The following is a 26,878-nucleotide window of genomic DNA, read 5'->3' on the forward strand; positions in this document are numbered from 1 at the left end:
AATTTCAGGGAAGCCGCGACACGGAATTGTACGATTTTACATAAATCAAAAATCAGCGGGCAAAGTGAATACACTTTGTCCGCTGATCCTGTTAGAGGCTCACAAGAAGTTTCGCAAACAGGGCTGCACGTTTCGGCAGCTCTGAAATGGTGATCTGTTCGTTGCGTGCGTGAATGCCGAGGCCGTATGCGCCCAGGCCGTCAAGTGTCGGAATGCCCATCGCTGCCGTCAGATTGCCGTCACTGCCGCCGCCGACCGATTCTTCGGTCAGCTCGAGTCCGATTTCCTTGCCGGCTGCCTGCGCCAATTCGAACAAACGCGCGGTTTGTTCCGTACGCTCCATCGGCGGACGCGAGATGCCGCCCTCCACCGTTAATTCCGTACCTTCCAGAAACGGCTCGAGCGCCTTGATCAAAGCATCGATGCGTTCCAGCTCCGCATTGGTGGAAACGCGGACGTCCACGCCAATTTCCGCCCGGTCCGATACGACATTCAATTTGCCGCCGCCTTTGAACAAACCGACGTTAACTGTCGTGCCGAGTTCGTAATCGGTCTGCAACTCGAGATATTCGACTGCCCGGGAAGCGGCGCGGATCGCACTTGCTCCTTCGTGATGGTTGTTGCCGGCATGTGCAGATTTTCCAGTAAACCGGATCATATAACGGGCAGAGCCTTTACGCGCAGTCTTCAGTGCCCCGCTGCCAACAACAGGCGGTTCCGTTACGAGCGCATAGCTGCACCCTTCCGCCTCCCTTTGGATCAGGTGCCGCGAGACCGGACTGCTGACTTCTTCCTCGCTGGTGAACAGGAAGACGATTTTCTTCTGCAGCGGGAGGTCCAGGTCCCTGATTGCTTTCAGCGCCCAGATCGCCTGGACCAGACCGCCTTTCATATCAAGGATGCCAGGACCATACGCAAGATCGCCTTCCACTTTATAAACCAGTTCATCCGGTTCCCATACTGTATCGAAATGTGAAAGGATGAGGATGCGCTCCTCCCCTTCACCGAACTCCAGCTTCAGATGATCACCATATGCTTTTTCCGGAATCACTTCCGGACGCTGACCGAGACGCTGTTCCAATAAATCGGAGATGCGCTCTCCGCAGAGATCCGTCAATTCTTTATTGAGTGAAGGTGAATCACTTTCAACGATCCGGCGAATATCTTCGAGCAGTTCTTTTTGATGTTCTTCCATATACTTCAGTAAGTTATCCAATAAAGACGCCCCCTTTTCGTTGTCTCGATCATTGGTAGCCTGTGACAACGGCGATGCCGATCATGATGATCCCGACAACCACCCACAGCCCCACAAGCGGCAGCACGAATTTGAACCATTTCGAATACGGAATTTTACCGACAGCCAGAACAGCCATCAGGATCCCGGAAGTCGGTGCAATGATATTCGTCGTTCCATCACCAAGTTTGAATGCAAGAACAGCCGTCTGTCTTGAAATATCAAGCATATCTGCCAATGGCACCATGAACGGCATGACGATTGCAGCCTGTCCTGTGCCTGAAGTGACGATAAGATTGAACAGTAAGTTGAAGATGAACATTGCCTGTGCTGCCAGGAACAGCGGCAATTCGGCCATCGGTGTGAAAGCGGCATTGACGAGTGTATCAAGTACTTTGCCGTTTTCCAGAACAATGACAACGGCTCTTGCCAGTCCGATGACCAGCGCTCCGTAAACGATGCCCTGTGCGCCTTTGATGAAAACTTCCACGTATTCGTTCATCCGGAAACGGCCGACAATCGCTGCTGCGATCGACATCATGATGAAGATTCCAGCAAGCTCGTTTGTGCTCCATTCAAATTGGAATACACCATAGATAAAGAAAGCCATGAACGCAAGAGACGTCAGCAGCACCAATTTATGGCGGCCGGTAAACGGTCCGAACTCTTCCACTTTCTGCTCATCCAGGCCGTCCGTATCCGAGAATTTGACGATGCTCTTCGACGGGTCTTTACTGACACGCTTTACATAGAGCAGGATATAAGTCATCGTAATCACCAAAAGCATAAAGAATGCGATCAGCCGGAGATGCCAGCCGGAAAACAGCGGCAGTTCCGCGATGGACTGGGCAAGTCCGGTGATGACCGGGTCAAACGTACCCGTCGCCACTCCGACATACTGGCCGAGGTACACCATCGCCACCCCGATAATCGGATCCAGCTTCAATGCCCGCGCAAGAATGATTCCGATCGGTATAAAAGCAATGATGGCATTTCCGCTGATGCCGATAAAATCCATCACCGCAAAAATCATGATAAATGCTGCAACTAAGATATATTTCTGGTTTTTAGCTCTGCCAATCAAGGCGTTGACGCCTGAATTGATGGCACCTGTATGATCAATGACCCCGACTGCACCGCCGATGATCAACACCATGAAAATGATCGGTGCTGAGTCGACCAGCCCTTGCTGAATCGATGTGAACGTCGTCAATATCGAAGCCGGCTGATTTTCGATCCGTTCGTATGTACCACTGATTACAATACTGCGTCCATCCACTTCTTCCCGCTGGAACTCACCGGCCGGCACGACATATGTCAATAATACCGCCAGCAATAGAATCGCGAAAATGATGACAAACGCATCCGGCATTTCAAAACGCTTTTTCTTTACCGTGTCCACATCCATATCCTCCTCATCGGATCTTCCGATTTCTTTTTCATTATTATAGTTCGATAACAATCGTAGCAATTACAAAATTTACTGTCAATTAACATTTTCTGTATTCTTATAATAATCTGATTACAAATTCTTTTTCTTTCCAGTCTTCTTTTTTGCAGGTGCCTTTATTCCTTTAATTGCCTCGGTAATGCTGTCTTCCCATCCATTTTTTTCAGCTCCACTCATATTTTTATAGAATTCCGAAGAAAATGGGTGCTATACTGAATTACACAAAAATATCAGCAGAAGGGAGACTGTGGCGCAAGTATGTTCCGATCTTTTCACTTTAACGGCAGCCGGATCCTGAAAACCGGTTTAGCCATCTTCCTAACCGCTTCGATCTGTCTCTGGTTCGGCTGGCCACCCGTCTTTGCGGTCATCACAGCTATCGTGACGATCGAGCCCACCGTCAGCGATTCCATCAAAAAAGGCCTGGTCCGTTTTCCGGCATCCGCTATCGGTTCAGCATTCGCGGTTCTCTTTATCACCTTATTCGGCAATTCGCCGATTACATACACATTGGCGGCGGTAGCTACGATTTTAGTCTGTTATAAACTTAAGCTGCATGCAGGGCTCCTCGTTGCTACATTGACTGCCGTTGCGATGGTCGAAGTCATCCATGACCATTTCCTGGTTTCATTTTTCATCCGCCTGGGCACGACAACCATCGGCCTCGTCGTCTCCACTGCTGTGAACATGCTCATCTTCCCGCCGGATTACCGGCGCGATATCCTGAAAAGTATCCGCAGCATCAGTGAACGCGCAGGCACGATGCTCGAACACACTTTCCATACGGTGCTCTTCGAAGGCGATGCAGACCTTCGCGAAGGCCGTGAACTTGTGAAGCAGCTCACGACGGAAATCCAAAAGACCGAAAACCTGATCCATTATCAGCGGGATGAGTTCAGTCTGTATTCAAAGGTGCGGAAACGGGAAGCCGAACTTCTGATGGCCGAAAGGCAGCTGCTCTTTTTACATAATCTCGAATTTCACCTGGATGCCCTGCTCCGTATCCCGCTCCATAACCTGAAGTGGTCACAAGCCGAGCGCAACATCATCATGCAGGCTGTGGCTGAATTGGCAGACGATCTTCAGAATTCCGTTGCCTACGATCATGAAACCCATCAGCGCCAATTAAAAATCATCACCGACTTCTTCTGGGAAGACAGCAAAGGCATCACGACCAGCGATGCCGTCCACCCCACCCTGTTTCCGCCCGAATTCAGGATCCTTTACGAACTCATCACCATTTACGATCTGGTGGATAATTTCTTCGATCCGAATAGCGTGAAAGCTGCGCAGAAGTCGGAGGCGTGATCCGCTGAACGCGGATATAATTTTTTGAACACGGATATATTCTCCTGAACGCGGATATAATTTCTCAACGGCGGATATATTCTCCTGAACGCGGATATCCTCCAATGGCGGATATCCGCTCATCCTAGCTTACTTTCAACCGAAAAAGCCCCGCTGAATCTTTCAGCGGGGCTTTTGTCCTTTAGAATTTCGTTGGTTTTATCTGAATGAAGACGGATTTCCTATTTTACGTCACGATAATGATACTGCCAATCAGCACTGTAGGTGCGGACGTCGGTTTCAAATGAAGAACGGCTCCAAATGCTCGACTTGTCAGACGTTTCTGCCGTCTCCACCAGTTTCAATTCGCCTGCCTCCAGCGTCATGACATCCGAATCCACTGTCTTCAGCTCATTCTGTTGCCTATCCTGTACGCGGATTTGCAGTTGGACCTCTTTTTTCGCATCCATATTATTCTTGACGAAAAACGTATTGCTATAAGGGATTGAATGGCAATTCGATGAAGTGGGCCTCATGCATTTCTTTTCAGAACCCATGAACACCACCGTTATATCTTCGTTGTCCTGTTTCTCTTCCGCTGCAGCCAAAGCTGTTTCGATTTTATTGATATAAGAAGCTTTTTCCGCAAATGGGTAAACCCATGCCGTGAAAAATAGCATGGTTCCGCCGAGTCCAACGGCGAGCAGCCAAACCATTTTCGGATTATGCACGGATTTTGGGGCGTTTTTAAAAAGGACACCCACTACAATATTGATGATGGCCACAACCACCAGCAGCACACCCGCAAGAATCAGGGCAATAATGGTTTCCGTGCCGTTCTGGAAAAATGAAAGTTCATATGTATCGGAAAGATAATAATTGACGAGGAAACTGCCAACAACCATTGCCAGAAAAACAGCAAGCGCCAATTTCCATTGTTTCTTCCCTGCCTTGGCGCTTTTTATATTCAGTAAAGAAACAAGCAGCCAAAGGTATGGAACGATAAAAATAAGAATAATAAATGCCGTGTAGCCCATAAAATCCAACCTTTCGTTATCGCTTATATTATACGGGACACGGTCCAAAAAGATTCAAAATTTCCAGATGAAAATTTCAACAAAAAGCACACCCGCAACTTTTCTGCGGATGTGCTTGTGTTCAGTTTCAGCTTTCCAGCGTCAACACGCCGTCTTCCATACGATATACTTTATCGCAGAACTCGAGCATGCGTTCATCGTGCGTTACCATGACAGCCGCTTTGTTGCGGTCTTTCACTTCTTTGCGAATTTGTTTAACGACTTCAAATGCGCGGTTTGAATCCAGGCTTGCTGTCGGCTCATCCGCCAGAATGATGTTGGAATTGTTGACGAATGCGCGGGCAATCGCCACACGCTGGCGTTCACCACCGGATAATTCATTCGGGAATTTATTGAATTTCTGCCCCAGACCCAAATCGGTCAGCAAAGTTTTTGCAAATCCGACTTCCTTGGAAGTGACTTTGCCCTTCATCTTACGCACCAGCAATAATTGATCCAATACGTTTAAATAAGGAATCAGGTTGGCGGTCTGCAAGATGAAGCCGATGTCTGTCAGACGGAATGATGAAAGATCTTTTTCTTTCATTTCGCCGATATTCGTACCATTCACCAGCACTTCACCCGAAGTTGGCTGGAGAAGCGCACCTGCGATTGACAGCAGCGTACTTTTACCGGATCCTGAGGGGCCGATAATCGCGATGAAATCGCCGGGCTTCACAGTCAATGAAACATTTTTCAGCGCATCTACTGTCAAGTCGCCTTCTTTAAATGATTTCGTAACATTTTTTAAAGTCAAACCTGTCATTTATTCCACTCTCCCAATTGCTGTTAATGGATCGATTTTCGTCACTTGACGAGCTGAAATGACAGAACCCAGCACAGAGACGATCAACAGAATCGCCCCATAGATCAAGACCATTTTAAAGTCCAGGTTAAATGGCATACCTTCCGGGAAAACTAGTGCTGTCAGATAGGTCAATGCGATACCCGCAATGATGCTCACCAATGACAAGACAAATACTTGTGAAACGATTGAATTTTTGATGAAACGGTCAGACGCGCCGATCGCTTTCATGACACCGAACTGTGGTGTTTTCTGTAGAATGAATACATAGAAGAACACAGCAATGATGACGGCTGAAATGACGAACAGGAAGGCAAGCATCATATAGATTGTTGCACTTTCTTCCTTATATCCCGGCATCCCCATCACGGCTTCTGATTTCATGAACGTTTCGACTGCATCGTAATTGCTGTTGATCTCTTCGCTTTCGATTGAATCACCTTGCAGTGCAATCATTGTCACCGGGTTTTCCAGGCCATTGTCCGAGCCTGGCGCTCATTGGCGTCCCGCTGCAGATCGAAAATCAGGACTACGCCCTCTTTATGCGACTCAATAATGACACTGCGTTTACAGAAATGCATTATTTGATCGTCGGTTTCCTGCTGATCAGCACCATCATCATCTTCATCGCGATGTTCTTCCTTGCCCGCCAGCTCGAAATACCGCTCAAGCAATTACAGCTCGCGACCGAGCAGATTGCCCAGGAGAATTTCGATATCGAGTTGAATATCAAGCGCAATGACGAACTTGGCCAGCTTGGTACCCGGTTCAAGGAAATGGCACAGCTTCTCGCGGAAAATGATCAACTCAAAAAAGACTTCATCAATAATGTGTCGCACGATTTCCAGTCCCCTCTGCTCAATATCCAGGGCTATGCCACTGTGTTGAAAGATGCGGACAATACAGAAGAAGAACGCATCCACTATCTCGAAGTCATCGAACAGGAAACGAAGCGGCTGTCTGCCTTGACCAAACAATTGCTGCTGCTGAGCTCCCTGGACCAAAAGAATCTGCCGATCGAAAAGACACGTTTTTCACTTGATCAGCAGCTGAAAGAGCTGCTGTTCGCCAAACGCTGGATCCTTGACGACAAGCAAATGGAGCTCGTTTATGAACTCGAACCGATCGAAATCTATGCGGATCAGTATCTGATGGAGCAGGTGTGGGACAATCTATTGTCGAATGCGATCCGCTACAGTGAGCCAAAAGGCAAAATCATCGTGACTTGCGCGCGCGATGCCGGATCGGATTCTGTCGTTGTAACGATCCGTGACCGGGGAATCGGCATTCCGGCAGATGCACTCCAGAAAGTGCAGGAACGCTTTTACCGCGTGGATCCTTCCCGCTCAAATCAAAGCAGCGGCCTCGGCCTTGCCATCGTAGGGGAAATCATCCGGCGCCACGAAGCCGAATTCATCATTGAAAGTGAATTGGGAGAAGGAACGACAGTAATCGTGAAATTACCGGCCCAATAAATAAACCCGCAGCGGCAGTCGATGCCATTGCGGGTTTTTGCGTTGATTGCCATGGAAAAATGAAATTGATATGACCTCAATAATCCTTCAATCGTTTTTTATACAGCACGAACGAAATCACCGTCAGCGCAACCGTCCAAATGGCGATGATGACAAGCGGCGAAGTCAATTCGCTGGTTGCCGCACCTGTTTCCAGTGCAACCATCAATTCACTCAACTGGCTGCTCGGCAAATAGTTAAGCACTTTTACAATCGGGTAATCTTCTTCAAAGACCAAAGCGAATGGTCCCATCGTGAAAATGATCAAGACCGGGAAAACTGCAAGCGACGCTTCGATCAATGACTTGGAATACAGGCCGCAAATGGTTCCGATGGCTGTGTAGAGCAGGATGGAAAGGGCCAGTCCTGCGATCAGCACAAGTATATTCGATGTATCGAATCCGAACAGATAGGTGGAAATCGCCAGCACTGCAGCGGAAATGATGAAGACAAGCGAGCTTTTACCGATCAATACGTCCAGCATCGAAGCAGGCGTCATCATCAGCGAACGGAGCGTATTGCGCTCTTTTTCCTCAGCAATCAGGCAGGCCTGGACGAAACTCGTGAGCATCGCCAGTGAGAAGTTCATGACAAACGCGTACATCACGGCTTGATCACTGCCTTCAGATCGATATAGCAGAGCAAAAAGCAGCGGGAACACAATCATCACTGAAATTGCGTAATTTCTCGAAAATTCTTTGTAATCTTTGATTAAAATGGCTTGTATACGTTTCACTGATACGTTCATACCAATTCACTCCCTGTCAGTTTAATGAAGATATCGCCCAAACTGAGCTCATTCGTGTAGATGCGTTCAATCTGACCCTGGCTCATCCAGTTGGCCACCTGCGCTGCCGAATCGCCGTCCATCGAAAGCCGCTCTTTCTCTCCCGAAGTCAACTCTACAGTCATTGTGCCGTCGCGATGTGTCTTTTTCAGTTCAGCCGGCGCACCGATGGCCCGGATTTCACCCTTGTGCAGAATCGCCACCCGTTCACACAGCGTCTCCGCTTCCGTCATGTCATGCGTCGTCAAAAAGATCGTCGTCCCTTTTTCATTCAGGTAGCGCAGCCCTTTATGGATATGAGCCGTATTCACCGGATCGAGTGCGGACGTCGGTTCATCCAAGAACAGCATTTCGGGCTCATGGATAATGGCACAGGCCAGAGTGACACGCTGGCGCATCCCTTTCGACAAGACGCTGATCCGCTTCTTGCGGTCAGCATTCAAATTGACGAAATCAAGCACCTTTTCAATGGAATATTTTGGAAGTTCGTATAACCGGCGGAACATATCCAGGTTTTCTTCTATAGTAAGGCGTTCATATAAACCGCTGTTGTCTGTGAGGATTCCGAACCGTTTCTTCTGTTCTGTTTTCTGCATCATTTTAGCCGGCTTGTCCAGCACCGAGGCACTTCCGCTCGTCGGATCCAGTTGAGCAGTCAATATTTTAAGCAATGTCGTTTTTCCGGAACCGCTTGGCCCGAGGAAACCGAAGATCTCACCTTTCGGAATTTCAAATGAGACATCTTTCAATGCCTGGTTGTCAGCAAATGTCTTCTGAATGTTTTTGACGGAAATCGTGTTCATATGCGCCACTCCTTTTCGTTGATAGCATAAGCTTATAAAGAAAAAGGAAAGCTCACCGCAGAATCCGGCTAAAATGTACCATTTAATCGCCGAACTGTACCCCAAAAGCGCCCATTTGTCCGAATATTTCCCGGGAAATTATATGTTCAGCAACTTTTTCAGTTCAGCAAGTTTGGTTCTGGATAGTGGCACAATCGAGTCCTGACCCGTTGTCAGGCGCAGACTGTAGCTGTTTTTGGTCCAAGTCACCAATTCCCGCACCTTCTGCAGATTGACGATATACGAACGGTGGCAGCGGAAAAATCCGAAATGCTGCAGACGTTCTTCCAATTCCGCCAATGTCAGCGCACAATTATAGGTTTCACCGCCGACATGTACCAGCGCCATGCTGTTGACGCTTTCTATGTAATCGATTTCTGGCGGATTGAACAGGATCACTTTATCATTCTTTTTCGTCGGAATTTTCTGTACCTTCAAATCTGTCTCTTCGATTTCAACCGGAACCGGCGGCTCGTTCTCCGATTCGGCTATGTCCAGCAGATGCAGCCCGGCGTCATCCAAGCGGTAAATTTCATCACAGCTGATCAGGGCATCTTCCAGGTTAGCGGTCATGATGATGACTCTTTTATCTTCCGACAACTCCTGCAGCATCCGGGCAAACAGCATGCGCTCCTGTTCTTCCAGCTGGAAATACGGCTCTTCAATGACAATCGTCTGCTGTTTTGCATAAAAAATGCGAAGTTGCGACAAATACGCTTTTTTTGAAGAAGTCAGATGGGCAATTTTCATCCTTTTCTGCTCCTCAAGCTGAAATTCTTTGAGCATCACTCCCACCGGCTTGCCATGTCCACTGATGTTTTTCATGAACCGCAGCAATTCTTCCACTGTCAAACGCATGTATTCGCCCTGATCCACTGTCGATAAATAGGTATCCGGGTGTTCGGCCAATTGGGTCAGCAGGATCTTTTTCCGCTGGACATTCGTTTGGATGCCGACCACTTTACGTTTTTGCGCATCGAATTCTAAAGATGGAATTATCTTCTGACCATTTACAATCACTGCTTGTATATTCATATGTGCCTCCTGCATGTCAATAAAAATGGAACTCCTGTCATTTATTGTATCGCTAAACCGGGCTCAGGAGACAGAAGAATTTGGAGAAGAAAGATATTTTGGAAAACCCGGCTATTTTGTGGAAATAAAGCACCTGTAACCTTGCAATATGACTGATGGCTTGACTTAAAACACTGCCAACAGGGTAAAAGATACCAACAGAGTTTTTCAGACAGAAGAAGCTAAAAAAAAAGAGAAAAGGGGTGTCAAGATGAAGATTTTAATGAGTTCGGGTGCCATGGTTCTATTACTGCTGTTGGGAGCTTGCGGCAATGAGGAACTGGAAGAGCCGGCGGTGCAGAGTCCTCCGGGTTCCGACACGGTAACGGGAGAAGATCCGGAAGAAACGGAGCAGCCTGAAGAGCCGGCTGATTCTGATCAAGAAGCTGCTGAAGAAGAGCCGGACAACGAGGCCCTTGATCCGCTGTCATTTTTCATGGCTGACGGTACGACCGCACATTTCGAAGGAGCCGGCAATGAGTTTGCTGCCCTCACGGTTCGCACGGAATACCTGGAAGAAGATTATGTCGCTCTTTACGAGGATAACGGAGGCACGACTTTTTTAAGGGTATACCGCATATCTGATGACCGGGTGGATCTCGTCAAAGAAGAAGGCGAATTCTATGATGACTACGCCCCTGCTACTGAAGAGCTGGACGCATTGGAGGCCATCTCCACTTACCTGGAATTCCCGCTTGAAGAAGGCGGTGCCGTCGGTGACAAAACGGTGATCCAAACGGGCGCAACGGTTGAAACGCCCTATGAAACCTTCGAAGACGCCATCGTCCTTGAAAAACAGGAATCCGAAACCACCACCAACACCTGGTATTTCGTCGAAGGATATGGTGAAGTGAAACGTGAATTTGTCACACAGGAAGAAGGCGAAGAAGAGTTTAGCGTCACTTCTTCGTTGGAATCGATCGAGTAGAGCTTGCCCGTGCAGTAGCTGCGCGGGCTTTGTTATGGTCGGTTTCATAAGTGACTTTAGACTATTTATTATTAAATTTATTATCCGTCTATCCACACTTGTTTACTCTATCCATCCAAAAGTATAGTACATAAGAACGTATTCAATCGCATTATTATAGTAAGGGTGAGATAAAATGAAAAATAATTTATTGTTCGGATCGCTTATTTTAGCGATTCTCACAACTGGCTGGGCCATGCTCTACTGGAATGCGCCTTTCCAATCCGTATCCCTGGTTATCTGTGCTGTTTCTACTATTATTATGGTCATCATCCATGAACGCTTCGTTTTTCTGTATGCCGTTACGGCCTCTCTCTTATTCGGGGGCTTTCTTACCGTCTACGCCTTTACCCGGCAGCAGAATTCAGATGTTCAACTATTATATATGTATGAGCATCTTTTGCTGACAGGTTTCCTACTGCTGTATTGGATTTTGATGAACTCCGTCAAAAAAGTCAGTTATGAAAATTCAGAGCTGAAACAGCAGGTGCAATTACTGCAAAAATACAATGGCACCACTAAACTGCTGACTCAACGGGAGTTCTTCGACCAAGCACAGTGGCTCATGAATTCTAGTGCACGTAATCAAGAAGAAGTATGGTTCGTAGAAATCTTGCTTCTTGATCGGAACAAACGGCTGAAATTAAACATGCAGGAGACCTTTGAAAAGCTGGCTCTCCAGACAATACGCCAGAAGTTCGACTTGATCACGAGCAATTCCGGAACCATTCACCTCTTATTGAAAAACACAGAAGCCGCCGGGGTACAGAAAGTCTTGGAACGCTTCAGCGAAAGAGTCCGTGCTGAACTGAATCTTGTCGAGCTTCCATATACTATAAGAAAAGAACGCGTAGTTGATGAAGATCACCTAGTAAGTTTGTCGGGGAAAAACTGATGACTTCCTTGATAATGATCATTATGGTTTTTTTCTGGTTGTTGCTTATTTTCTACTCGGCCCTGACAATCTCTGGCGTATGGTATCGGATTACATTCAAGGATGCGCCGAAACCTGGCAGCTACCCGAGCGTCGCCTTACTGATTCCCGCTCACAATGAAGGAATTGTCATCGAAGATACGCTCCGTGCAATGGGACGGCTTGACTATAAAGGAAAACTCGATGTCTATTTGCTGGATGACAATTCGAAGGATGAAACAGCAGCGATCGCGCAAGAATTCGCTGAAGTTTTCTCGCGGATCCATTATATTCCTGTTCCACCGGGTTCGCCTTCCGGAAAATCCCGTGTGCTGAATTACGGATTGAGTATTTCCGAATCGGATTATTTTATTGTCTTCGATGCCGACAACGAGCCGGAACCTGATGCAGTAGATAAATTGGTGAGAGCGGCTTTGGCTGAAAAAGATGCAGCTGGTGCGGTCGGTTATGTCAAAACGAAAAATGCCCATACCAATACATTGACTCGGATGATTGCTCTGGAATTCCAGGTGTTTCAGCTTCTTATGCAATGCGGGCGCTGGAAGGTATTTAAACTCGGGTCACTGGCCGGGACGAATATGCTGCTGAAACGTTCAGTGCTGGAACAGCTCGGCGGTTACGATGTATTTGCACTGGCGGAAGATGCTGAGTTGACAGTTCGTCTGACAGCTGAAGGTTATACCCTTCCTGTAGTTCCTTCTTCCCGAACTTGGGAACAGGAGCCGGAACGCGTAAAAACTTTCATTAAACAACGTACGCGCTGGCTGACTGGCAATATCTATCTGCTTGAAAAATCATTGATGGACCTGTCGCATTGGAAAGGGAAAACATTTTTCCTCAGCCTCCAGCATGTTCTGACTTACCTTGTTTTCGTCCTAGTCCTTCTCTTTTCCGATGTTTTTTTCATTATGAGTCTCGCAGGTTTCGAGCTCCCCAACATGGATGCGCCATTATTGATGCTGTGGTTTATGAGTTATATCGTTTACACGAGCCAATTATTAAGCGCGCTTGTCGTTGATCGGAACGTTTCTTTAAAGAATGTGTTTTTTGTTTTCATTATGTATTTCACCTATGCGCAACTCTTCATCATTCTGCTTATTCGGAGCTTCACCGTTTATATATGGAGCCGCATACGCGGAAAAACGATTGCTTGGGACAAAACAAAACGATTTAAAGGGATAGGATGATGAGAACGGAAATCATGTTGCTTTCGTTGTTCCTGCTCCTTTTAGGGGGATGCAGTGAAATGGAGTCTGTTCAAGTAATGGTTGCTGAAAGTTATATGGACGACGAGAGCCTGATCCATGCTTATCCCTCGAATCGGAATTCCGAATATTTATCCGAAAGCATCGGCTTGTATATGGAATATTTATTGATTGTGGAAGATGAAAAGACCTTTGCAGAGCAGGTATTATTATTGAAAGAGCACTTTCTTGTGCAGGATGAAGAATTTTACTTCCTCCGCTGGCGCTTGAACGAAAATGCAACAGTCAATGCGCTGATTGACGATATTCGCATCATTTCCGCCCTGCAGCAGGCCGCTGAAACATTCGGCGATCCCGAATACGAGAAAATGGCATCCCAACTGAGTTTGGCGATATCCAGTTTACAGAAACAAGATGATGCTATTGTTGATTTTTATGATTGGTCAATGGACATTCCTGCCAATCGCCTGACACTCAGCTATTTGGTCGACAGTGAAATTATTGCAGAGACATCTGCAGTATTATTGGAACAACTCGACGCTTCCCAGGTGTTTTTTCCAGAATACTATGACGTCACATCTGGGCAGTATATCCAGGGTGATGAAGTCCATATGATTGACCAATTGCTCATCGCTTTGAATCGGGAAATCAGAGGATTCCATTCGGAAGTTCTCCTGAAGTGGCTCAAAGAACAATGGGACAGCGAACAAAAACTGTACGGGCGATACGACCGGGAATCTTTCAAGCCCAATGTCGAGTACGAATCGCTCGCTGTCTATTCCTATTTGCATGCTTATTTCATACAAGTTGGAGAACAGCGACTCGCAGCTGAAGTCCTAGAGCACACACAGCAGCTTGCGAACAATGGGATACTGGACAATGCGCATTTTTTCGACTTTATCCATTACGAATTGATGCTGGCAAAATCCCAATCCTCCGGAAGCCGGATAATTTCCGAATAACTTATTAGAATGAAAAGAATGCAGCCGATATGCCGATGTATCCGCTGCAGCTATGCATTTAATATAAACAGCAAAAAGCTCACCTCCAGGGTGAGCTTTTTGTATTCCTGAAAAAACCACATCCCGATAACACTTGAGTGTGGTTTTGAATTTCGAACTTATTTCTTATCTATTTTACCGCTTCAACCTTATTTTTCCCCGAATAGAAGAACGACAGAATGAGCGCCGCAATGGCCAATATCATCATGAAATAATAAGCGGTCCCTGTACCGTAAGCTGTAGCCAATTGAAGAATCGATGCGCTCGAAGCTTCAGGCATCTCAGCACCGAGTTCCCCTGCCCGCTTCATAGTCTGCATACTGAAAACGGTGATGACAACCGCCGTACCGATGGAACCGGAAAGTTGTCGCACCGTATTGTTGACAGCTGTCCCGTGGGTGATCAGCTGCTTCGGCAGCGCATTCAGCCCCGCAGTATTCAATGGCATCGAGATGCAGCTTAAGCCGATGCGCAGGAAAATCGTCCGGATCAATAAAAACTGGTACGTTGTTTCTGCAGACAGATCGGTGATGACATACATCGATGGAATGATGAATAATAAGCCGACGATGAACAGCGGTTTCGCACCGACCCGGTCATATATTTTGCCTGTTACCGGCAAAAGCGGGCTACCCGTCCATCACCGTTCCGGCGGGCTACACGGGCAATGGCCATCCTGTTGGCATCACGTTCAGTGCGCAGGCTTTCAGCGAACCCCGTCTGATCGAACTGGCGTATTCATATGAACAGGCGACCCGAAAACGCAAGGCGCCGGACCTGGAATCTTATTGCTGAGTTATGCCAATAAAAAAATCGTATCCGGAAATCATGCAGATTTCCGGATACGATTTTTTCTCTGCCTGAAGATCGCTTTCCTTTATTGCCCTCAGGACGTGATTTAGGCTGAGCAGATTGCTGAGCGCGGATATATTTTTTTGACGGCGGATATAATCGCTCATCGACGGATATCCGCCCAACCAGCCTCTCCCCCATAAAAACCGACCACCCAAAACCAATAATAGATGCTATTCGCAGGCGAAAAGCGATGAAAACCTTAAACACTCCATCACCAGGCCCAACCTATCAGACCCCGAGGCTCATTTCTCCAGACATGGAAAAAGGGCATTCAATAACCATTAAGGTTACTTGATGCCGCTTCTTTTCAAAAATTTCTAGACGAACCTTTTAATCTCGTTTTTCATTATTTTATAAAGGTCGACTTCTTCGATCGCACTAAGTATTTTCAGTCCTTTGTCAATCTGTTTTTGTCCTTCACTTTTCAGATCCAACCCATTCATACAGACTCCTTTTCTGATGTATCCTACCGCAAGCTGTGGGTATACACGCTGTTTTTTACAAAGCATGATCAGCAATTCAGCCATATCTATACCCTCTGTAAACTTTTTTGATTTTATGAACAGCAACATCAAATTAGTATAAACATTTATTTTCAAGTTGTTTACATTGTGGAATCCTTTATATCGATCAATACTTTTAAACATGAAGTTTTTAATATGCAAAGCAGTTTCCAAAGGGAAAAAGAAAAGAATCGAGTTGATCAAGTATAGATCGATCAAGTATAAAGAATCCCGTTTCGACAGATTGCTCCATACTTCCTTTATCGGTTCACTCGCTAATTCAAAATCATTTGATTCCCTTAAAATCACATGAGCGTTCAAAACTATTCGAATGTTTTTGATCATATAGTCATCAGTTTTAGCTAAATACCCATTTACCTTTTCCAATAAAGACTTCATTTCTAAAAGATTATTATAATTTAAGCTGTAAAAGGCTTTGAATATCTCTTCCTTCCCTTCATATCCATAACCATTTTCTATGTACACGAATTCCTCGTAGGACATATCCAGCCTGTTCAAAATGTGTTTGAAAATATCCGTTTTTATCCCTGAATTCAGAATTTCAAATTTTGAATAGGCGCTTTGCGTAATGGCCTGCTGAGCTATATATTGTTGTGAATAACCTTTATTCAATCTGATTTCTTTCGCGGTTGAACCTGTGTTTCCCACTGTCTCCAAACTCCTTTTAGTTGTTTACGACTTATTTTCCATTATACGACATTTTAATTATAGTATGGACATTGTAGGAGGTGAGAAACATGATTGAGGTTCTTATCAGCACTTTGGAACTCTGGTTCATAGGTACAGGAAATTAACCATCTACATATGAAAAAAATTACATGTTTTATGAAAGCCTCAATATTTCTGGAATATTTACAATGTATTAGCAAAATTGCTTGGATAAGCACCTTTCCCTAAGAAGTTACTTTCGATTAAAAATATTACCAATTTGGAGGAATTCGAAATGAACAAGACAATGAAAACATTCACAGCTACAACACTGGCAGGCATCATGGCTTTGACGACTATGGCTCCAGGATTTGCAAGTGCTGATTCTTTGTCCGGAACGGCTGAAACAGTAAATGCAATTGAAAAGAAAGCAGGTTGGGAGCAAACCGGCCCTACAGAATTAGATAAAATAATGCAAAAAGAAAATTTATCTGAAGTTCAATTCATCAGATACGGTAATTTTGTGAAAGCCCAGACAACGGACGAAGTAAACGCTCTCTGGAAAGGCGCCATCGTTAAAAAAGCCGTGAAATATATGGTGGACCATTCCGATATCATCCCTTCAAAGAGTCTCCGAAATATTGTCGACAAATATGGCAATAAAATCATTAAAGCAATTGACACTGCAGAAACTTACACATGGTACGGAATAGCAAAAGCGTTAACCAAAGTCGGAGTGCCGGATAAATATGCTGACGCCATCGCCGATTTTATAGTAAAATTCTTATTATAAAATAATGTGAACTTCCTGCAGACGGCCTGTTACAAAAAAGCGAAGAAAAAGGAAATACTCTTTAAGAAATGGAGAACATCATGTTTAAACAACTATTTTCTTTATTCCCGATTCTTCTTATTTTCGCCATCCTGTTTCTCCCATTAATCTTGATTGATGTCTTCATTATTCATTTTATGGGTGGATCGTATTCGACGTTGAGCTATCTGGTATTATTTCTTATCATATTTTATATAGCCGATTTACTGCTGAATATCATCATCGACAGTTTGCTGAAAGTAACAAGTGATTTCAGTTTCTTAAAAACCAACAGCCATCTAATTTCTGCCGTTTTCGATCTGATCGGCAGTTTCATTGTAATCAGCGTGCTAGATTCTTTATTCCAATCAATAACTCTTTCGATCGTCATTAAACTGCTGATCGTCTTCCTGCATACCTCATTGGTATATTTATTCCATAAAGGCCAAACGGAAAACGATGGACAGGACGCTGCCGATACAATGGACAATAAATTGCCGGCAACTGTCGAATATGAAATTAGCTACCTGTTGCAAAAAGAAAATTTAGTCACCTGCATCGACCTGATCAAACAGAAATATCCGGACATCCCTAAAGCAGCAATAATACAGGCAGTCCGGAAAATTAACAGCGAGAATAAATGACTCCTTTGCGGGGTCATTTTTATTTTGAAGCGAATCGGAATGAACGTGTGTTGTGCCGATAAGCAATGTAATTTGCCGAGCGCGGATATATTCTCTCATCGGCGGATATAATTCCCTGACGACGGATATATTTTCTCATCGGCGGATATCCGCTCAACCAGCCGCTCCTCCTCAACCCGAACATGCCCCAAACCATTTCTCCAGAAATAGAAAAACGGTACCCAATAATGGTTATTGGATACCGTTTCCTTGCGAGCTTCATTTCCTCAACTGTTTTTATTCGTAGCGCAGCGCTTCAATCGGGCTTAGTTTCGAGGCCTTATTGGCTGGCAGGATACCGAAAATGATGCCGATAAACGCCGAGAAACAAAAACCGATCAGGACGACCAGCGGACTGATTGTCGCTTCGAAAGGCAGTAATTGGGAAGCGACGAATGTCGCTGCCACCGCAAAACCGATGCCGATCAATCCGCCGAGGGATGTCAGCGTGACCGATTCAATCAGGAATTGCAGCAAAATCCGGCCACGTGTGGCGCCGAGCGCTTTTCGCAGACCGATTTCGCGCGTACGTTCGGTGACGGAGACGAGCATGATGTTCATGACGCCGATACCGCCGACCAAAAGTGAAATTCCGGCGATGCTGCCGATGAATAGCGTGATTATCGTCAAATAGCTGTTCAGCTCTTCTTCATACTGGGTAAAATCATTGCTGATGTACATGCCGTCTTCCGGCGCTATTTGCTCCGTCAATGCATCCGCCGTCAATTGTCCTGTCTCCGATACGATTTCCGGTGACTCCGCGATGACCGAGACACTTTCGATTTCCCGGTTGCCGAACATCATGGAAACAAGCGCCCTTGGCATGAGCATTTCCCCGCTTGCGAAATCATCATACTGGAGCAATTCTTCAGGAATGGTGCTTTTGTAAACACCGACCACTTTATAAGGATTGTCGGACACTTCTACGATTTCACCGATCACGTCTTCCCCGTCCGAAAAGAATTTCTCCCGCGTCACCGAGTCGATCAGGATGACCCGATTCATGCTGTCGTTATCCCGTGCAAGAAACGGACGGCCTTCGAGCATTTCGATGTTTTTAGCGGCGAAGTATCCTTCGTCCACACCGGTAATCGTCATATCGGACTGTTCTTCGTTATGGACCATCATTCCCCAGCCCTGGTTTATACCAAGAACCGACTGGACACCCGGCACTTCCCGCAGGACAGCCAAATCCTCATCCGTGATTTCAGGCTCTTCCACCCACATCATTTCCGTATCGTCTTCCAGAAAAATCTGTTCGTAATACAATTGAATTTCGTTTTCATCTGTGCTGAACATATCATCGGCAATCTGGTTTTTTGCCCCTTCACCGATCGCCACGATGATGATGACAGCGCCGACGCCGATGATGATTCCGAGCATCGTCAGAATGGAGCGGATTTTATGGCCCCAGATCGAAGACATCGCAACTTTCAAACTCTCCCAAATGCTCACGACAAGTTCCTCCGATCATCCGTAATCAGCCCGTCATGCAGCGTGATGATGCGGTTTGTATAGGAAGCGACTTCCTCTTCGTGAGTGACGATGATGACCGTCCTGCCTTCCTCGTTCAATTCGACAAGCAGTTTCATGATCTGTTCGCTCGTTTTCGAATCGAGGGCGCCTGTCGGTTCGTCCGCCAGAATGATGGAAGGATGATTGACCAGGGCACGCGCAATCGCGACCCGCTGCTTCTGTCCGCCCGATAATTCATTCGGCAGATGGGTCATCCGGTCTGACAGCCCCACTTTTTCAAGCATCTGTCTGGCGCGTTCCCGCCTTTCACGTTTCGGGACGCCCGCATAGATGAGCGGCGATTCCACATTTTTCAGTGCATTCAAACGCGGCATCAGGAAAAACTGCTGGAACACGAAACCGATATGTTCATTGCGGAGACGCGCCAATTCCCGCTGTTTCACCCGCCCCGTCTGTTCGCTGTTCAGTTCATAATTTCCGGAACTCGGCGTATCAAGAAAACCGATGATGTTCATGAGGGTCGATTTGCCGGAACCCGAGGGCCCCATGATGGCAATGAATTCCCCTTCTTCGATTTCCAGATCAATGCCGTGCAGGACCGGTACCATCAGTCCGCCTGTGCCGTAAGTTTTTTTAATATCACTCAATTTCATCAAAAGAAGCCACTTCCATTCCGTCGTACATCATTTCATCCGGCATAATGACAACCAGTTCACCTGCGGCAACACCTTCTGTGATTTCAAGGAACTCATCGTTCATATCTCCAGCCATTATCGGACGTTTCTGCAGCAGTCCGCTGTCCAGCACATAGACATATTCCACGCCTTCTTCATCCATCATGAGAGCCATATGCGGAACTGACAGTTTCTTCTCAGCACCGGACAGATTTACTTCCAATGAAACATGGAAGCCTTGACGAAGTTCCGAGGTCTCATCTGTAATGCCGACTTTGAACGGATACATCGTCACATTGCCTCCGCCGCCGTAATCATCTCCCGCGCTTTCCCCTTCCGGAAACTGGGATACTGACTCGACAAGGCCTTTCCATTCGCGGTCTTTATATACTTTCGGCCGGATGATGACTTCCTGGCCAGGCAGGATTTTCACGGCATCAAATTCGCTCATCGTCCCGATCACATTAAAAGGCTCGCTTGAAATAATGTGGATAACCGGTTCGCTTGTGCCTGTTTCCGACTTTTCGACGTTTTTATTCACTTTCACGACTACACCGTTTATCTTGCTGACGACGCTCATGCCTTCTTTCATCGCTGCCAGCTCATTGATCGCTTCCTGCGCGGATGCAGCTTCTGATTTTGTTCCCTCGTGCTGCATCTCAAATTCCACTTTTTCTTTCGACAGGGCAGTTACATCCTGCTCCGTGAATTCTTCGTTCTTCTTCACTTTCGCCGCCATTTCTGTCAGCCGTTTCCCGAATTCTGTGATTTCCGCCTGTTCAATGTTCAGCCGTTTTTGCACCAGATCCCTTTCCCGAACGGCTTTGCCGAACTCTGCATCGATTTTCGAGACATCATAGGTAAAGAGAACGTCCCCTTCTTTGACTTGCTGGTTTTCTTCCACTAAATATTCGAAGACCTCTCCATTTTCAGGATCCAAATACACTTTCTGCTCATCTTCCGGGACCACTTCCCCCGTCACCAGAATCGACTCGCCCAGTTCCCGCTCTGCCACTTGTTGCACCATCACCGGCATTTCTTCCACTTCGCCGATCTCTTCACTGCTTCCATCAGCAATAAATCCAAAATAAACCGCAGCAAAAATCCCTACCAATGCCACGATCCCCAATGACCAAATCCACGCCTTTTTCTTCTTCATTTCTTTCCCCCGCATTCTCTAATCTATATATTCTTTTTTGGTTACTTGTCCCTCGCGCTTTATATGGATTTATTTAGCAATAAAGTAAACTAGCACCATTACAAATATAACGTATAGATTACAATAATGTTTCAATAATTGAAAATAATTTAAACAAAAGATTTTCTGGACGGAATGACGAGTTTTATCAAAGAATGATAAAGCTAATAAAAGAATAAAAACCACGCCTGCTGTGTGAAGCAGGCGTGGTTCTTGGGTGGAAGTTGGATGCAGGGTTTTGTCAAAGGCGATTTCTTGGCTTGAGAAGCTATCCCCCCTACTTCACCCCATGAAATATAAAAGAATGCGCTTCCTGCTCTGCCTCTTCAAACTCCCAATCCCCGTAAACATGAACTTGTGAAAAGTTGGCCTGCTCCAAAGAATCGCGGATTGCTTCCCGGGTTCTGAATTTCAGTTCCATCTTTTCCCGGACTACGATATCTCCGGTATTTGCGTTCTTCACCGTTTCATAAAAGGTAAAAACATTGTCCGCCATACCGTCATAGGTCGTCCAAATCTCAAGCGGCTCCCCGGTTTCCGGGTTTTCAGCTAGGTCAGGAGTCGTGTCCTTTTCCCATTCCTCCCAAACTTTAGCCAACGGGTTGCGCGTATCAAAGATGAAATGTCCGCCGGGCTTCAAGGCGCGGTACGCATCGGCGACCACAGCTTCCCAGCTTTCCTCTGTCAGGAATACCTGGGCAACATTCGCTGTCATAATGATGGCGTCAAAAGCATTCGCCGGCAAATCCGTGCTGTCCCCGACAATCCATTTCACTGCCCCGGATGACGCTTTGCCTTTCGCCACTCCAATCGCTTCGGCGTTCGGATCGATTGCCGTCACCTCATAATTTGCCGCTGCAAAATGAGTCGTCAGCCTGCCTGTGCCGCAGCCCAGATCCGCTATCGTTTTCACATCGCTCTTTTTGAGCAGCGCCAGGAAAAATTCATCGTCTTTGCCCCAGGCATTTACTTGGTCATACACCAGTGGAATCATCTGTATTCCTGCTTTCTAAAAAAGCCTTGCTCGGGCAAGGCTCCTGAACTATTTTTTGAATGACTTGATCACATCTTTAAATCTGAGGCGGTTGCCATAATTCAAGGCCCCGAATTTATAAATGTGGATGGATAGCGCCGCAAATAATACGACGGTGATCACCATGATCGCGCTTGATATCAACAGGGATGCGATCGGCACGCTTGTCAGCATATACCGGATCGGCATCGTGAATAACGAGATGAACGGGATGAACGATGTGACTTTCACGATCGTATTGTCTGGCGCATTCGTCGCAAATGTAGCAGCGAAATAAGCCAGGACAAACAGGAAGGTGATCGGTGTAACAGCAGAGTTCACATCTTCCACCTTCGAAACCAGACTTCCTAAAGCAGCATAGATGAACAAGTATAAGATGTAACCTAATACTGAGAATAGGATATAGACCAGAACCACATCCATCGTCATTGTTCCTTGCAGCATATCCAGAAGAACATCCGGATAATTCCCTTTATTGAGCGTGAATCCGATCACGACAGATAGAAGGATGGCCGCGACCTGTAAAATACCGGTCAATCCGACTGCGCCGACTTTCCCCAGGATCAATGTCCGCGGGTTGCTGGATGTGATGAGGAGTTCCATCGTACGTGAGTCTTTTTCCCTTGCTACGGAAGTCGCCACATTGGCTCCGTACAAAAGGATCAACAGATACATGGTGATCAGGACACCAAAGGCGATGGCTGTTCCAGAACCGGCATCTTTCCCAAGATACACAGTTTCCTGTTCAATGGGCTGATTCATGATTTCCCGGACCTGCTGGCTGTCTATGCCATTTTCGTCAAACAGCCGATTTTCATTGAGTGTTTTTAATTGCGACTCAAAAGACATCTGTTCAGATGAGAAATTTGAGCTGTCATAGGTGATGTAGGTATAGCGGTTATAATCTTCCACGACAAATCCGGAAGCCACTTCCTCATTCTCGACTGCCTCTCTGAGTTCCTCTTCCGAAGAGTAAGTTTCCTCCCCTAACATCGGGCTGAGGGATTCCCTAAGCTCATCATTTTCATATACCAGCGTATATTCTTCAGCGGCTCCCCCGTCTCCACCGGACTCTTCTTCGGATCCATCCCCGCCGAACCAAACCATGAAAGTGGGGATCGTGGTGATCAGCAGCGCAATGACACACATGATGGCCGTTGTCACGAGCAGGCTTTTCTTTTGGACCATCCCAAGCAATTCGAAGTTAAAAACGGTTTTAAGCTTTAACATGATTATCACCTGTCTTCTCTATGAATATTTCCTGAAGGCTCGGCAAGTAATCCATGAACATCGTCAGTTCGATCCCCCGGCTGAATAAACCTTCGATGAATGATTTTTTCGTTTCACTTGGAGGAAGCGTTAAAATGACGTCTTCTTTTTCGATTGTATAATCATAGCCAGCCAAGAAATCCCGGCTCTGCTGATCAGCAAATCTCAAACGGAGCTTGCCTTCACCCATCTGTTTTCTGATGATATTCAAATCTCCAGCCAACACAATCTGCCCGTTATTGATAATGGCAATATCGTCGCAGAAAGATTCGATATACCCCATTTGGTGGGAAGAAAAGATGATGATCCGGTCTTCTCTTATGTAATTCAATAATGAATCCTGAAAAATCTTCGAATTGACAGGATCCAGCCCTGAAAAGGGTTCGTCCAATATCAAAATATCCGGTTCGCATATAAAAGCTTGTGCAATCTGGACTTTTTGCTGATTCCCTTTTGACAGCGTCTCCAGCTTTTGATCCAGATAAATATCGATTCCAAACTCTTCGGCCCACTTCTTCATGGAATGCTGGGCTTCTTTTTTGCTGGCGCCCCGCAGTTCAGCAAAGTAAACCAATTGATCTTTCACTTTGAATTTCCCGTACATCCCGCGTTCTTCGGGCAAGTAGCCGATTCGGTAGTCAGTCGTTTTAAATTCTTTTCCATCCATCGTGATCGATCCGCTGTCGGCTTTGAATACATCCATCAGAATCCGCATGGATGTCGTTTTCCCGGCGCCGTTTCTCCCCAGGTAGCCAAAAATCTGTCCCGATTTGATCTTTAAGTTGATCCCTTTTAATACCTGTTTGTCATTAAACGATTTGTTTAAATCTTCGATGACTAAATCCATTTTGACACCTCCATAATTTGAATCCGTGCAGATTTCCTAAATTTTCACTTTTTTATATCCCAACATATATCTTAACATAGAACATTCCCATAAAATGGGGGGATTTTAAAATAAAACCGCGAATTTGAGCTGAATGAGACCAGAAAAAAACATCCCCGACGTCGTCTGCAATCCGAACGACAAGCTGGAGATGTTTTCTATATAATCATAACCGATTTTATTTAGAGAGAGTTAAACAGGAATCCCTCTCACCCCTCCACACCCTTCCTCAGCCACTTCGCAGTCAACGTTTTCGACTGCAGCATCTGTTCAGGTGTTCCTTCAAACAGAACTTCACCGCCTCTTTTTCCTCCGCCCGGGCCCATTTCGATGACCCAGTCGCTCGCGGCGATGAAGTTCAGGTTGTGCTCGATGAGGATGACGGAATTGCCTCCATCGACGAGCCCCTGGAAAACGTCCAATAGCTGGGCATTATCCCTTGTGTGGAGACCCAATGACGGTTCATCCAGTAAATAGATCTGCCCTTCTTTTTTCAGCTGGCTGGCGAGTTTAAGGCGCTGCACTTCGCCTCCACTCAACGAACTTGTCGTCTGTCCGAGCGTCAGGTAGCCCAGCCCCACATCCTTTAATGTATCCACTTTTTTGACGATTTTCGGCATTTTTAAGTACTGATTGGTTTCGTCGATCGACAGCTCTAAAATTTCCACGATATTTTTTCCTAAGTGGCGATGGGACAAGGCTTCATCTGAATACCGGGTTCCTCTGCAGGCTTCACAGGTGACTGTCACGGGATCCGCAAACGCCACGTCCGGCATTGTGACACCTTTTCCTTCGCAGACCGGACAGGCTCCAGTCGAATTAAAGCTGAATAAGCCCACCGGCTGTCCGGTTTCTTTTGCCATAATCGACCGGATGTCATCCATGATTCCCATATAGGTGGCAAGCGTCGAACGGCTGGACGTTCCGATGCTGCCCTGGCTCACCGCAATGGTTTCGGGATAGTTGTCTGTAAATGCGCCGAACAATAAAGAGCTCTTGCCAGAACCGGAAACACCGCATACCGAAACCAGAGCGTTCTTCGGGATTTCCACACTTACATTCTTCAAATTATTGGCATTGGCATTTTTAATTGAGAAACTGTCTTCTGCCCTTCTCGGATTTTTATTGATGGTGACTTTATGATCCAAATCAGTGATGGCGGAAGCTTTCTTCAGCCCTTCCTGTGCGCCTTGATAGACCAGTTCGCCGCCGCCCGTGCCCGCTCCTGGACCCAGTTCAATGATTTCGTCCGCCGTTTTGATGACAGCTAAATTGTGTTCAATCACGACGACCGTATTATAATTGTCCCGTAAATCCTGCAGCATATGCGTCAGCATATTTATTTCCTCCGGATGAAGCCCTGCACTCGGCTCATCGAAGATATACGTTATATTATTCAGGCTGCTGCCGAGGTGACGCGCAATTTTCACCCGCTGCGCTTCGCCGCCCGACAAGGTCCCCATTTTCCGCGAAAGGCTCAAATAACCTAAGCCCAGGTCCACCAGCTGTTTGACATTCGGATAGGCCTGCTGCGCGATGGATGTGCCGACCGGATTTTCTATCTTCCCAAGTTCACCCATCAGTTCCGTCAGTTCCAAACGGTCATACTGGGCGATATTGAGGCCGTTGATCTTGCATTCCAGTACTTTTGGATTCAATCCAGAGCCTTCGCAGGTCGGGCACGGTGTATTTGCCGTCACCGCCAGCACATCTTCCTGTGAAACTACTTTCAGTTTCGTGAGGTCCCGGTTAATGTACAGGCGGATAAACCTCGGAAGAATGCCGTCCCATTCGATGTCCCGATTGCCCACTTTGTAATAATATTTACTGAATGCCCGCTCCCCTTCCTTCGGCCCGTAGACCAGAAGATTATATTTATCTTCCGGATAATCTTTGATTGGAAGATCAGGATCGAACAATCCGCCGTCCACCATCCATCTGCCTTGCCATCCAGGCGGCGCCAGCGGTTTGAATCTCACAGCGCGGTCCCGGAGTGACTTCGAGTGATCGATAAGTTTGTGGACATCCGGCGCAACGATTTCTCCGAATCCGCTGCATTCCGGACATTTCCCGAAAGATGAGTCACTCGAAAACTCGGTAGCTGAACCGATCGGCGGGCTGCCAATCCGTGAGAACAACAGCCGGATCAGCGGATCGATGTCCATATACGTGCCGACCGTCGAGCGCGAATTACCCTGGACCGGTTTCTGTTCCACCACGACCACCGGACTCAAATTCTGCATCAAGTCGGCGTGCGGCCGTTCATACCTCGGCATCTGGTGCCGGAGATAAAGCGGATAATTCAACGTCATCTGCCTTCTGCTTTCGGTCGCCAGCGTATCAAATACGACCGAGCTTTTCCCCGAACCCGACAGGCCGGTAAAAACATTTATCTTTTCTTTCGGGATATTCAAATCGATATTCTTCAAATTATTCTCGCGAAGCCCCCGTAAAATGATTTCATCTCTTTTATCCGGCATTGTGAAAGCCTCCTTTTAAATTCGACCAGGAATTTTCCTGCTAATTAAAAGGGTTCCCTGTTTTGGGTGGGCTTACACAAGTGAGCATGAAAAAATCCGCTCTGTGTTGGAGAGGCGGATTTTTGAAGTGCTACTTTGTAGTGGCGCGGTTCACGAGAATTATAT

The 26,878-nt window shown here is 46.5% G+C and carries 25 protein-coding genes and 1 pseudogene; 9 read left to right on the plus strand and 17 right to left on the minus strand.

The genetic code is table 11. From position 1 onward, the window contains the following. Positions 1–91: 91 nt before the first annotated feature. Positions 92–1,216 (minus strand): M20 family metallopeptidase, encoded by a 1,125-nt coding sequence (locus tag IQ294_RS13685; RefSeq protein ID WP_203334617.1) that lies wholly within the window; start codon positions 1,214–1,216, stop codon positions 92–94. 28 nt (positions 1,217–1,244) lie between these two features. After that, on the minus strand, positions 1,245–2,636 hold the full coding sequence (locus IQ294_RS13690; protein ID WP_432419963.1) for a YfcC family protein: 1,392 nt from the start codon (positions 2,634–2,636) through the stop codon (positions 1,245–1,247). Positions 2,637–2,942: 306 nt separating this feature from the next. On the opposite strand from IQ294_RS13690, the gene IQ294_RS13695 reads away from it, so the two are divergent. Next, entirely contained in the window at positions 2,943–3,992 is a 1,050-nt protein-coding gene (locus IQ294_RS13695; protein WP_203334619.1) for an FUSC family protein, read from the plus strand. A 221-nt stretch (positions 3,993–4,213) separates the two neighbouring features. Here the strand turns inward: IQ294_RS13695 and IQ294_RS13700 are convergent, their stop codons facing one another. The 3 genes from IQ294_RS13700 to IQ294_RS13710 all read right to left on the minus strand — a co-directional run bounded on the left by IQ294_RS13700 (position 4,214) and on the right by IQ294_RS13710 (position 6,308). Next, on the minus strand, positions 4,214–5,008 hold the full coding sequence (locus IQ294_RS13700) for a hypothetical protein (RefSeq protein WP_203334620.1): 795 nt from the start codon (positions 5,006–5,008) through the stop codon (positions 4,214–4,216). 127 nt (positions 5,009–5,135) lie between these two features. Continuing rightward, on the minus strand, positions 5,136–5,813 hold the full coding sequence (locus IQ294_RS13705; RefSeq protein ID WP_203334621.1) for an ABC transporter ATP-binding protein: 678 nt from the start codon (positions 5,811–5,813) through the stop codon (positions 5,136–5,138). Continuing rightward, the gene (locus tag IQ294_RS13710; RefSeq protein ID WP_238942852.1) at positions 5,814–6,308 is read right to left on the minus strand and encodes an ABC transporter permease; all 495 of its coding nucleotides are present in this window, start codon (positions 6,306–6,308) and stop codon (positions 5,814–5,816) included. Here IQ294_RS13710 and IQ294_RS13715 point away from each other — a divergent pair. Next, on the plus strand, positions 6,308–7,327 hold the full coding sequence (locus tag IQ294_RS13715; RefSeq protein WP_238942846.1) for a sensor histidine kinase: 1,020 nt from the start codon (positions 6,308–6,310) through the stop codon (positions 7,325–7,327). The two genes, IQ294_RS13710 and IQ294_RS13715, sit on opposite strands and share 1 nt — an antisense overlap. 76 nt (positions 7,328–7,403) lie before the next feature. Here IQ294_RS13715 and IQ294_RS13720 read toward each other — a convergent pair whose 3' ends face one another. The 3 genes from IQ294_RS13720 to IQ294_RS13730 all read right to left on the minus strand — a co-directional run bounded on the left by IQ294_RS13720 (position 7,404) and on the right by IQ294_RS13730 (position 10,030). Further along, entirely contained in the window at positions 7,404–8,114 is a 711-nt protein-coding gene (locus IQ294_RS13720) for an ABC transporter permease (RefSeq protein WP_203334622.1), read from the minus strand. Further along, positions 8,111–8,956, minus strand: coding sequence for an ABC transporter ATP-binding protein (locus tag IQ294_RS13725; protein WP_203334623.1), 846 nt, complete (start codon positions 8,954–8,956; stop codon positions 8,111–8,113). Before IQ294_RS13725 ends, IQ294_RS13720 begins: the two co-directional genes overlap by 4 nt. Before the next feature lie 138 nt (positions 8,957–9,094). Beyond that, positions 9,095–10,030: a LytTR family DNA-binding domain-containing protein gene (locus IQ294_RS13730; RefSeq protein WP_203334624.1), complete on the minus strand. Its 936-nt coding sequence runs from the start codon at positions 10,028–10,030 to the stop codon at positions 9,095–9,097. A gap of 250 nt (positions 10,031–10,280) precedes the next feature. Between IQ294_RS13730 and IQ294_RS13735 the strand changes: the two genes are divergently transcribed. From IQ294_RS13735 to IQ294_RS13750, 4 genes are all read left to right on the plus strand, one after another. Then, on the plus strand, positions 10,281–10,997 hold the full coding sequence (locus IQ294_RS13735) for a hypothetical protein (RefSeq protein ID WP_238942847.1): 717 nt from the start codon (positions 10,281–10,283) through the stop codon (positions 10,995–10,997). A 175-nt stretch (positions 10,998–11,172) separates the two neighbouring features. Beyond that, positions 11,173–11,931, plus strand: a complete 759-nt coding sequence (locus IQ294_RS13740; protein WP_203334625.1) for a hypothetical protein — start codon at positions 11,173–11,175, stop codon at positions 11,929–11,931. Then, positions 11,931–13,157 carry a glycosyltransferase family 2 protein gene (locus tag IQ294_RS13745; RefSeq protein ID WP_203334626.1) on the plus strand — a complete coding sequence of 409 codons (1,227 nt, stop codon included), beginning with the start codon at positions 11,931–11,933 and terminating at the stop codon, positions 13,155–13,157. The genes IQ294_RS13740 and IQ294_RS13745 overlap by 1 nt, the downstream gene beginning before the upstream one ends. Before the next feature lie 59 nt (positions 13,158–13,216). Beyond that, entirely contained in the window at positions 13,217–14,137 is a 921-nt protein-coding gene (locus tag IQ294_RS13750) for a hypothetical protein (RefSeq protein ID WP_203334627.1), read from the plus strand. A 169-nt stretch (positions 14,138–14,306) separates the two neighbouring features. On the opposite strand, the gene IQ294_RS13755 is transcribed toward IQ294_RS13750, so the two are convergent. Beyond that, the gene (locus IQ294_RS13755) at positions 14,307–14,798 is read right to left on the minus strand and encodes an MFS transporter (RefSeq protein ID WP_203334628.1); all 492 of its coding nucleotides are present in this window, start codon (positions 14,796–14,798) and stop codon (positions 14,307–14,309) included. Between IQ294_RS13755 and IQ294_RS13760 the strand changes: the two are divergent. Next, positions 14,789–14,971: pseudogene (locus tag IQ294_RS13760) on the plus strand (amidase); the annotation flags it as partial. The gene IQ294_RS13755 and the pseudogene IQ294_RS13760 sit on opposite strands and share 10 nt — an antisense overlap. Positions 14,972–15,348: 377 nt before the next feature. On the opposite strand, the gene IQ294_RS13765 reads toward IQ294_RS13760, so the two are convergent. Further along, complete coding sequence (locus IQ294_RS13765) at positions 15,349–16,203, minus strand: helix-turn-helix domain-containing protein (protein WP_203334629.1); 855 nt, start codon at positions 16,201–16,203, stop codon at positions 15,349–15,351. A 295-nt stretch (positions 16,204–16,498) separates the two neighbouring features. Here IQ294_RS13765 and IQ294_RS13770 point away from each other — a divergent pair, with 295 nt between their 5' ends. Next, on the plus strand, positions 16,499–16,996 hold the full coding sequence (locus IQ294_RS13770; RefSeq protein WP_203334630.1) for a hypothetical protein: 498 nt from the start codon (positions 16,499–16,501) through the stop codon (positions 16,994–16,996). A gap of 80 nt (positions 16,997–17,076) precedes the next feature. Beyond that, on the plus strand, positions 17,077–17,658 hold the full coding sequence (locus tag IQ294_RS13775; protein WP_203334631.1) for a YrvL family regulatory protein: 582 nt from the start codon (positions 17,077–17,079) through the stop codon (positions 17,656–17,658). 276 nt (positions 17,659–17,934) lie between these two features. Here the strand turns inward: IQ294_RS13775 and IQ294_RS13780 are convergent, their stop codons facing one another. From IQ294_RS13780 to IQ294_RS13810, 7 genes are all read right to left on the minus strand, one after another. Further along, entirely contained in the window at positions 17,935–19,152 is a 1,218-nt protein-coding gene (locus IQ294_RS13780; RefSeq protein WP_203334632.1) for an ABC transporter permease, read from the minus strand. After that, on the minus strand, positions 19,149–19,829 hold the full coding sequence (locus IQ294_RS13785; RefSeq protein ID WP_203334633.1) for an ABC transporter ATP-binding protein: 681 nt from the start codon (positions 19,827–19,829) through the stop codon (positions 19,149–19,151). Before IQ294_RS13785 ends, IQ294_RS13780 begins: the two co-directional genes overlap by 4 nt. Continuing rightward, the gene (locus tag IQ294_RS13790; RefSeq protein WP_203334634.1) at positions 19,813–21,006 is read right to left on the minus strand and encodes an efflux RND transporter periplasmic adaptor subunit; all 1,194 of its coding nucleotides are present in this window, start codon (positions 21,004–21,006) and stop codon (positions 19,813–19,815) included. Before IQ294_RS13790 ends, IQ294_RS13785 begins: the two co-directional genes overlap by 17 nt. A gap of 316 nt (positions 21,007–21,322) precedes the next feature. After that, entirely contained in the window at positions 21,323–22,039 is a 717-nt protein-coding gene (locus tag IQ294_RS13795; protein ID WP_203334635.1) for a class I SAM-dependent methyltransferase, read from the minus strand. A 48-nt stretch (positions 22,040–22,087) separates the two neighbouring features. Continuing rightward, on the minus strand, positions 22,088–23,308 hold the full coding sequence (locus IQ294_RS13800; protein ID WP_203334636.1) for an ABC transporter permease: 1,221 nt from the start codon (positions 23,306–23,308) through the stop codon (positions 22,088–22,090). After that, positions 23,295–24,194 carry an ABC transporter ATP-binding protein gene (locus IQ294_RS13805; protein WP_203334637.1) on the minus strand — a complete coding sequence of 300 codons (900 nt, stop codon included), beginning with the start codon at positions 24,192–24,194 and terminating at the stop codon, positions 23,295–23,297. Before IQ294_RS13805 ends, IQ294_RS13800 begins: the two co-directional genes overlap by 14 nt. Positions 24,195–24,442: 248 nt before the next feature. Continuing rightward, the gene (locus IQ294_RS13810) at positions 24,443–26,713 is read right to left on the minus strand and encodes an excinuclease ABC subunit UvrA (protein WP_203334638.1); all 2,271 of its coding nucleotides are present in this window, start codon (positions 26,711–26,713) and stop codon (positions 24,443–24,445) included. Positions 26,714–26,878 lie beyond the last annotated feature (165 nt).

This window comes from Planococcus beigongshangi (genome assembly GCF_016820495.1).
In the GTDB taxonomy this organism is placed as follows: Bacteria; Bacillota; Bacilli; order Bacillales_A; family Planococcaceae; genus Planococcus; species Planococcus beigongshangi.

Bases quoted from the DNA above. Each gene is read 5' to 3' on its own strand.
- IQ294_RS13695 (WP_203334619.1), top strand. From the start codon at position 2,943: ATGTTCCGATCTTTTCACTTTAACGGCAGCCGGATCCTGAAAACCGGT.
- IQ294_RS13775 (WP_203334631.1), top strand. From the start codon at position 17,077: ATGTTTAAACAACTATTTTCTTTATTCCCGATTCTTCTTATTTTCGCC.
- IQ294_RS13750 (WP_203334627.1), top strand. From the start codon at position 13,217: ATGGAGTCTGTTCAAGTAATGGTTGCTGAAAGTTATATGGACGACGAG.
- IQ294_RS13730 (WP_203334624.1), bottom strand. From the start codon at position 10,030: ATGAATATACAAGCAGTGATTGTAAATGGTCAGAAGATAATTCCATCT.
- IQ294_RS13770 (WP_203334630.1), top strand. From the start codon at position 16,499: ATGAACAAGACAATGAAAACATTCACAGCTACAACACTGGCAGGCATC.
- IQ294_RS13810 (WP_203334638.1), bottom strand. From the start codon at position 26,713: ATGCCGGATAAAAGAGATGAAATCATTTTACGGGGGCTTCGCGAGAAT.
- IQ294_RS13790 (WP_203334634.1), bottom strand. From the start codon at position 21,006: ATGAAGAAGAAAAAGGCGTGGATTTGGTCATTGGGGATCGTGGCATTG.
- IQ294_RS13720 (WP_203334622.1), bottom strand. From the start codon at position 8,114: ATGAACGTATCAGTGAAACGTATACAAGCCATTTTAATCAAAGATTAC.
- IQ294_RS13710 (WP_238942852.1), bottom strand. From the start codon at position 6,308: ATGATTGCACTGCAAGGTGATTCAATCGAAAGCGAAGAGATCAACAGC.
- IQ294_RS13735 (WP_238942847.1), top strand. From the start codon at position 10,281: ATGAAGATTTTAATGAGTTCGGGTGCCATGGTTCTATTACTGCTGTTG.
- IQ294_RS13800 (WP_203334636.1), bottom strand. From the start codon at position 23,308: ATGTTAAAGCTTAAAACCGTTTTTAACTTCGAATTGCTTGGGATGGTC.
- IQ294_RS13795 (WP_203334635.1), bottom strand. From the start codon at position 22,039: ATGATTCCACTGGTGTATGACCAAGTAAATGCCTGGGGCAAAGACGAT.
- IQ294_RS13805 (WP_203334637.1), bottom strand. From the start codon at position 24,194: ATGGATTTAGTCATCGAAGATTTAAACAAATCGTTTAATGACAAACAG.
- IQ294_RS13745 (WP_203334626.1), top strand. From the start codon at position 11,931: ATGACTTCCTTGATAATGATCATTATGGTTTTTTTCTGGTTGTTGCTT.
- IQ294_RS13700 (WP_203334620.1), bottom strand. From the start codon at position 5,008: ATGGGCTACACGGCATTTATTATTCTTATTTTTATCGTTCCATACCTT.
- IQ294_RS13740 (WP_203334625.1), top strand. From the start codon at position 11,173: ATGAAAAATAATTTATTGTTCGGATCGCTTATTTTAGCGATTCTCACA.
- IQ294_RS13725 (WP_203334623.1), bottom strand. From the start codon at position 8,956: ATGAACACGATTTCCGTCAAAAACATTCAGAAGACATTTGCTGACAAC.
- IQ294_RS13705 (WP_203334621.1), bottom strand. From the start codon at position 5,813: ATGACAGGTTTGACTTTAAAAAATGTTACGAAATCATTTAAAGAAGGC.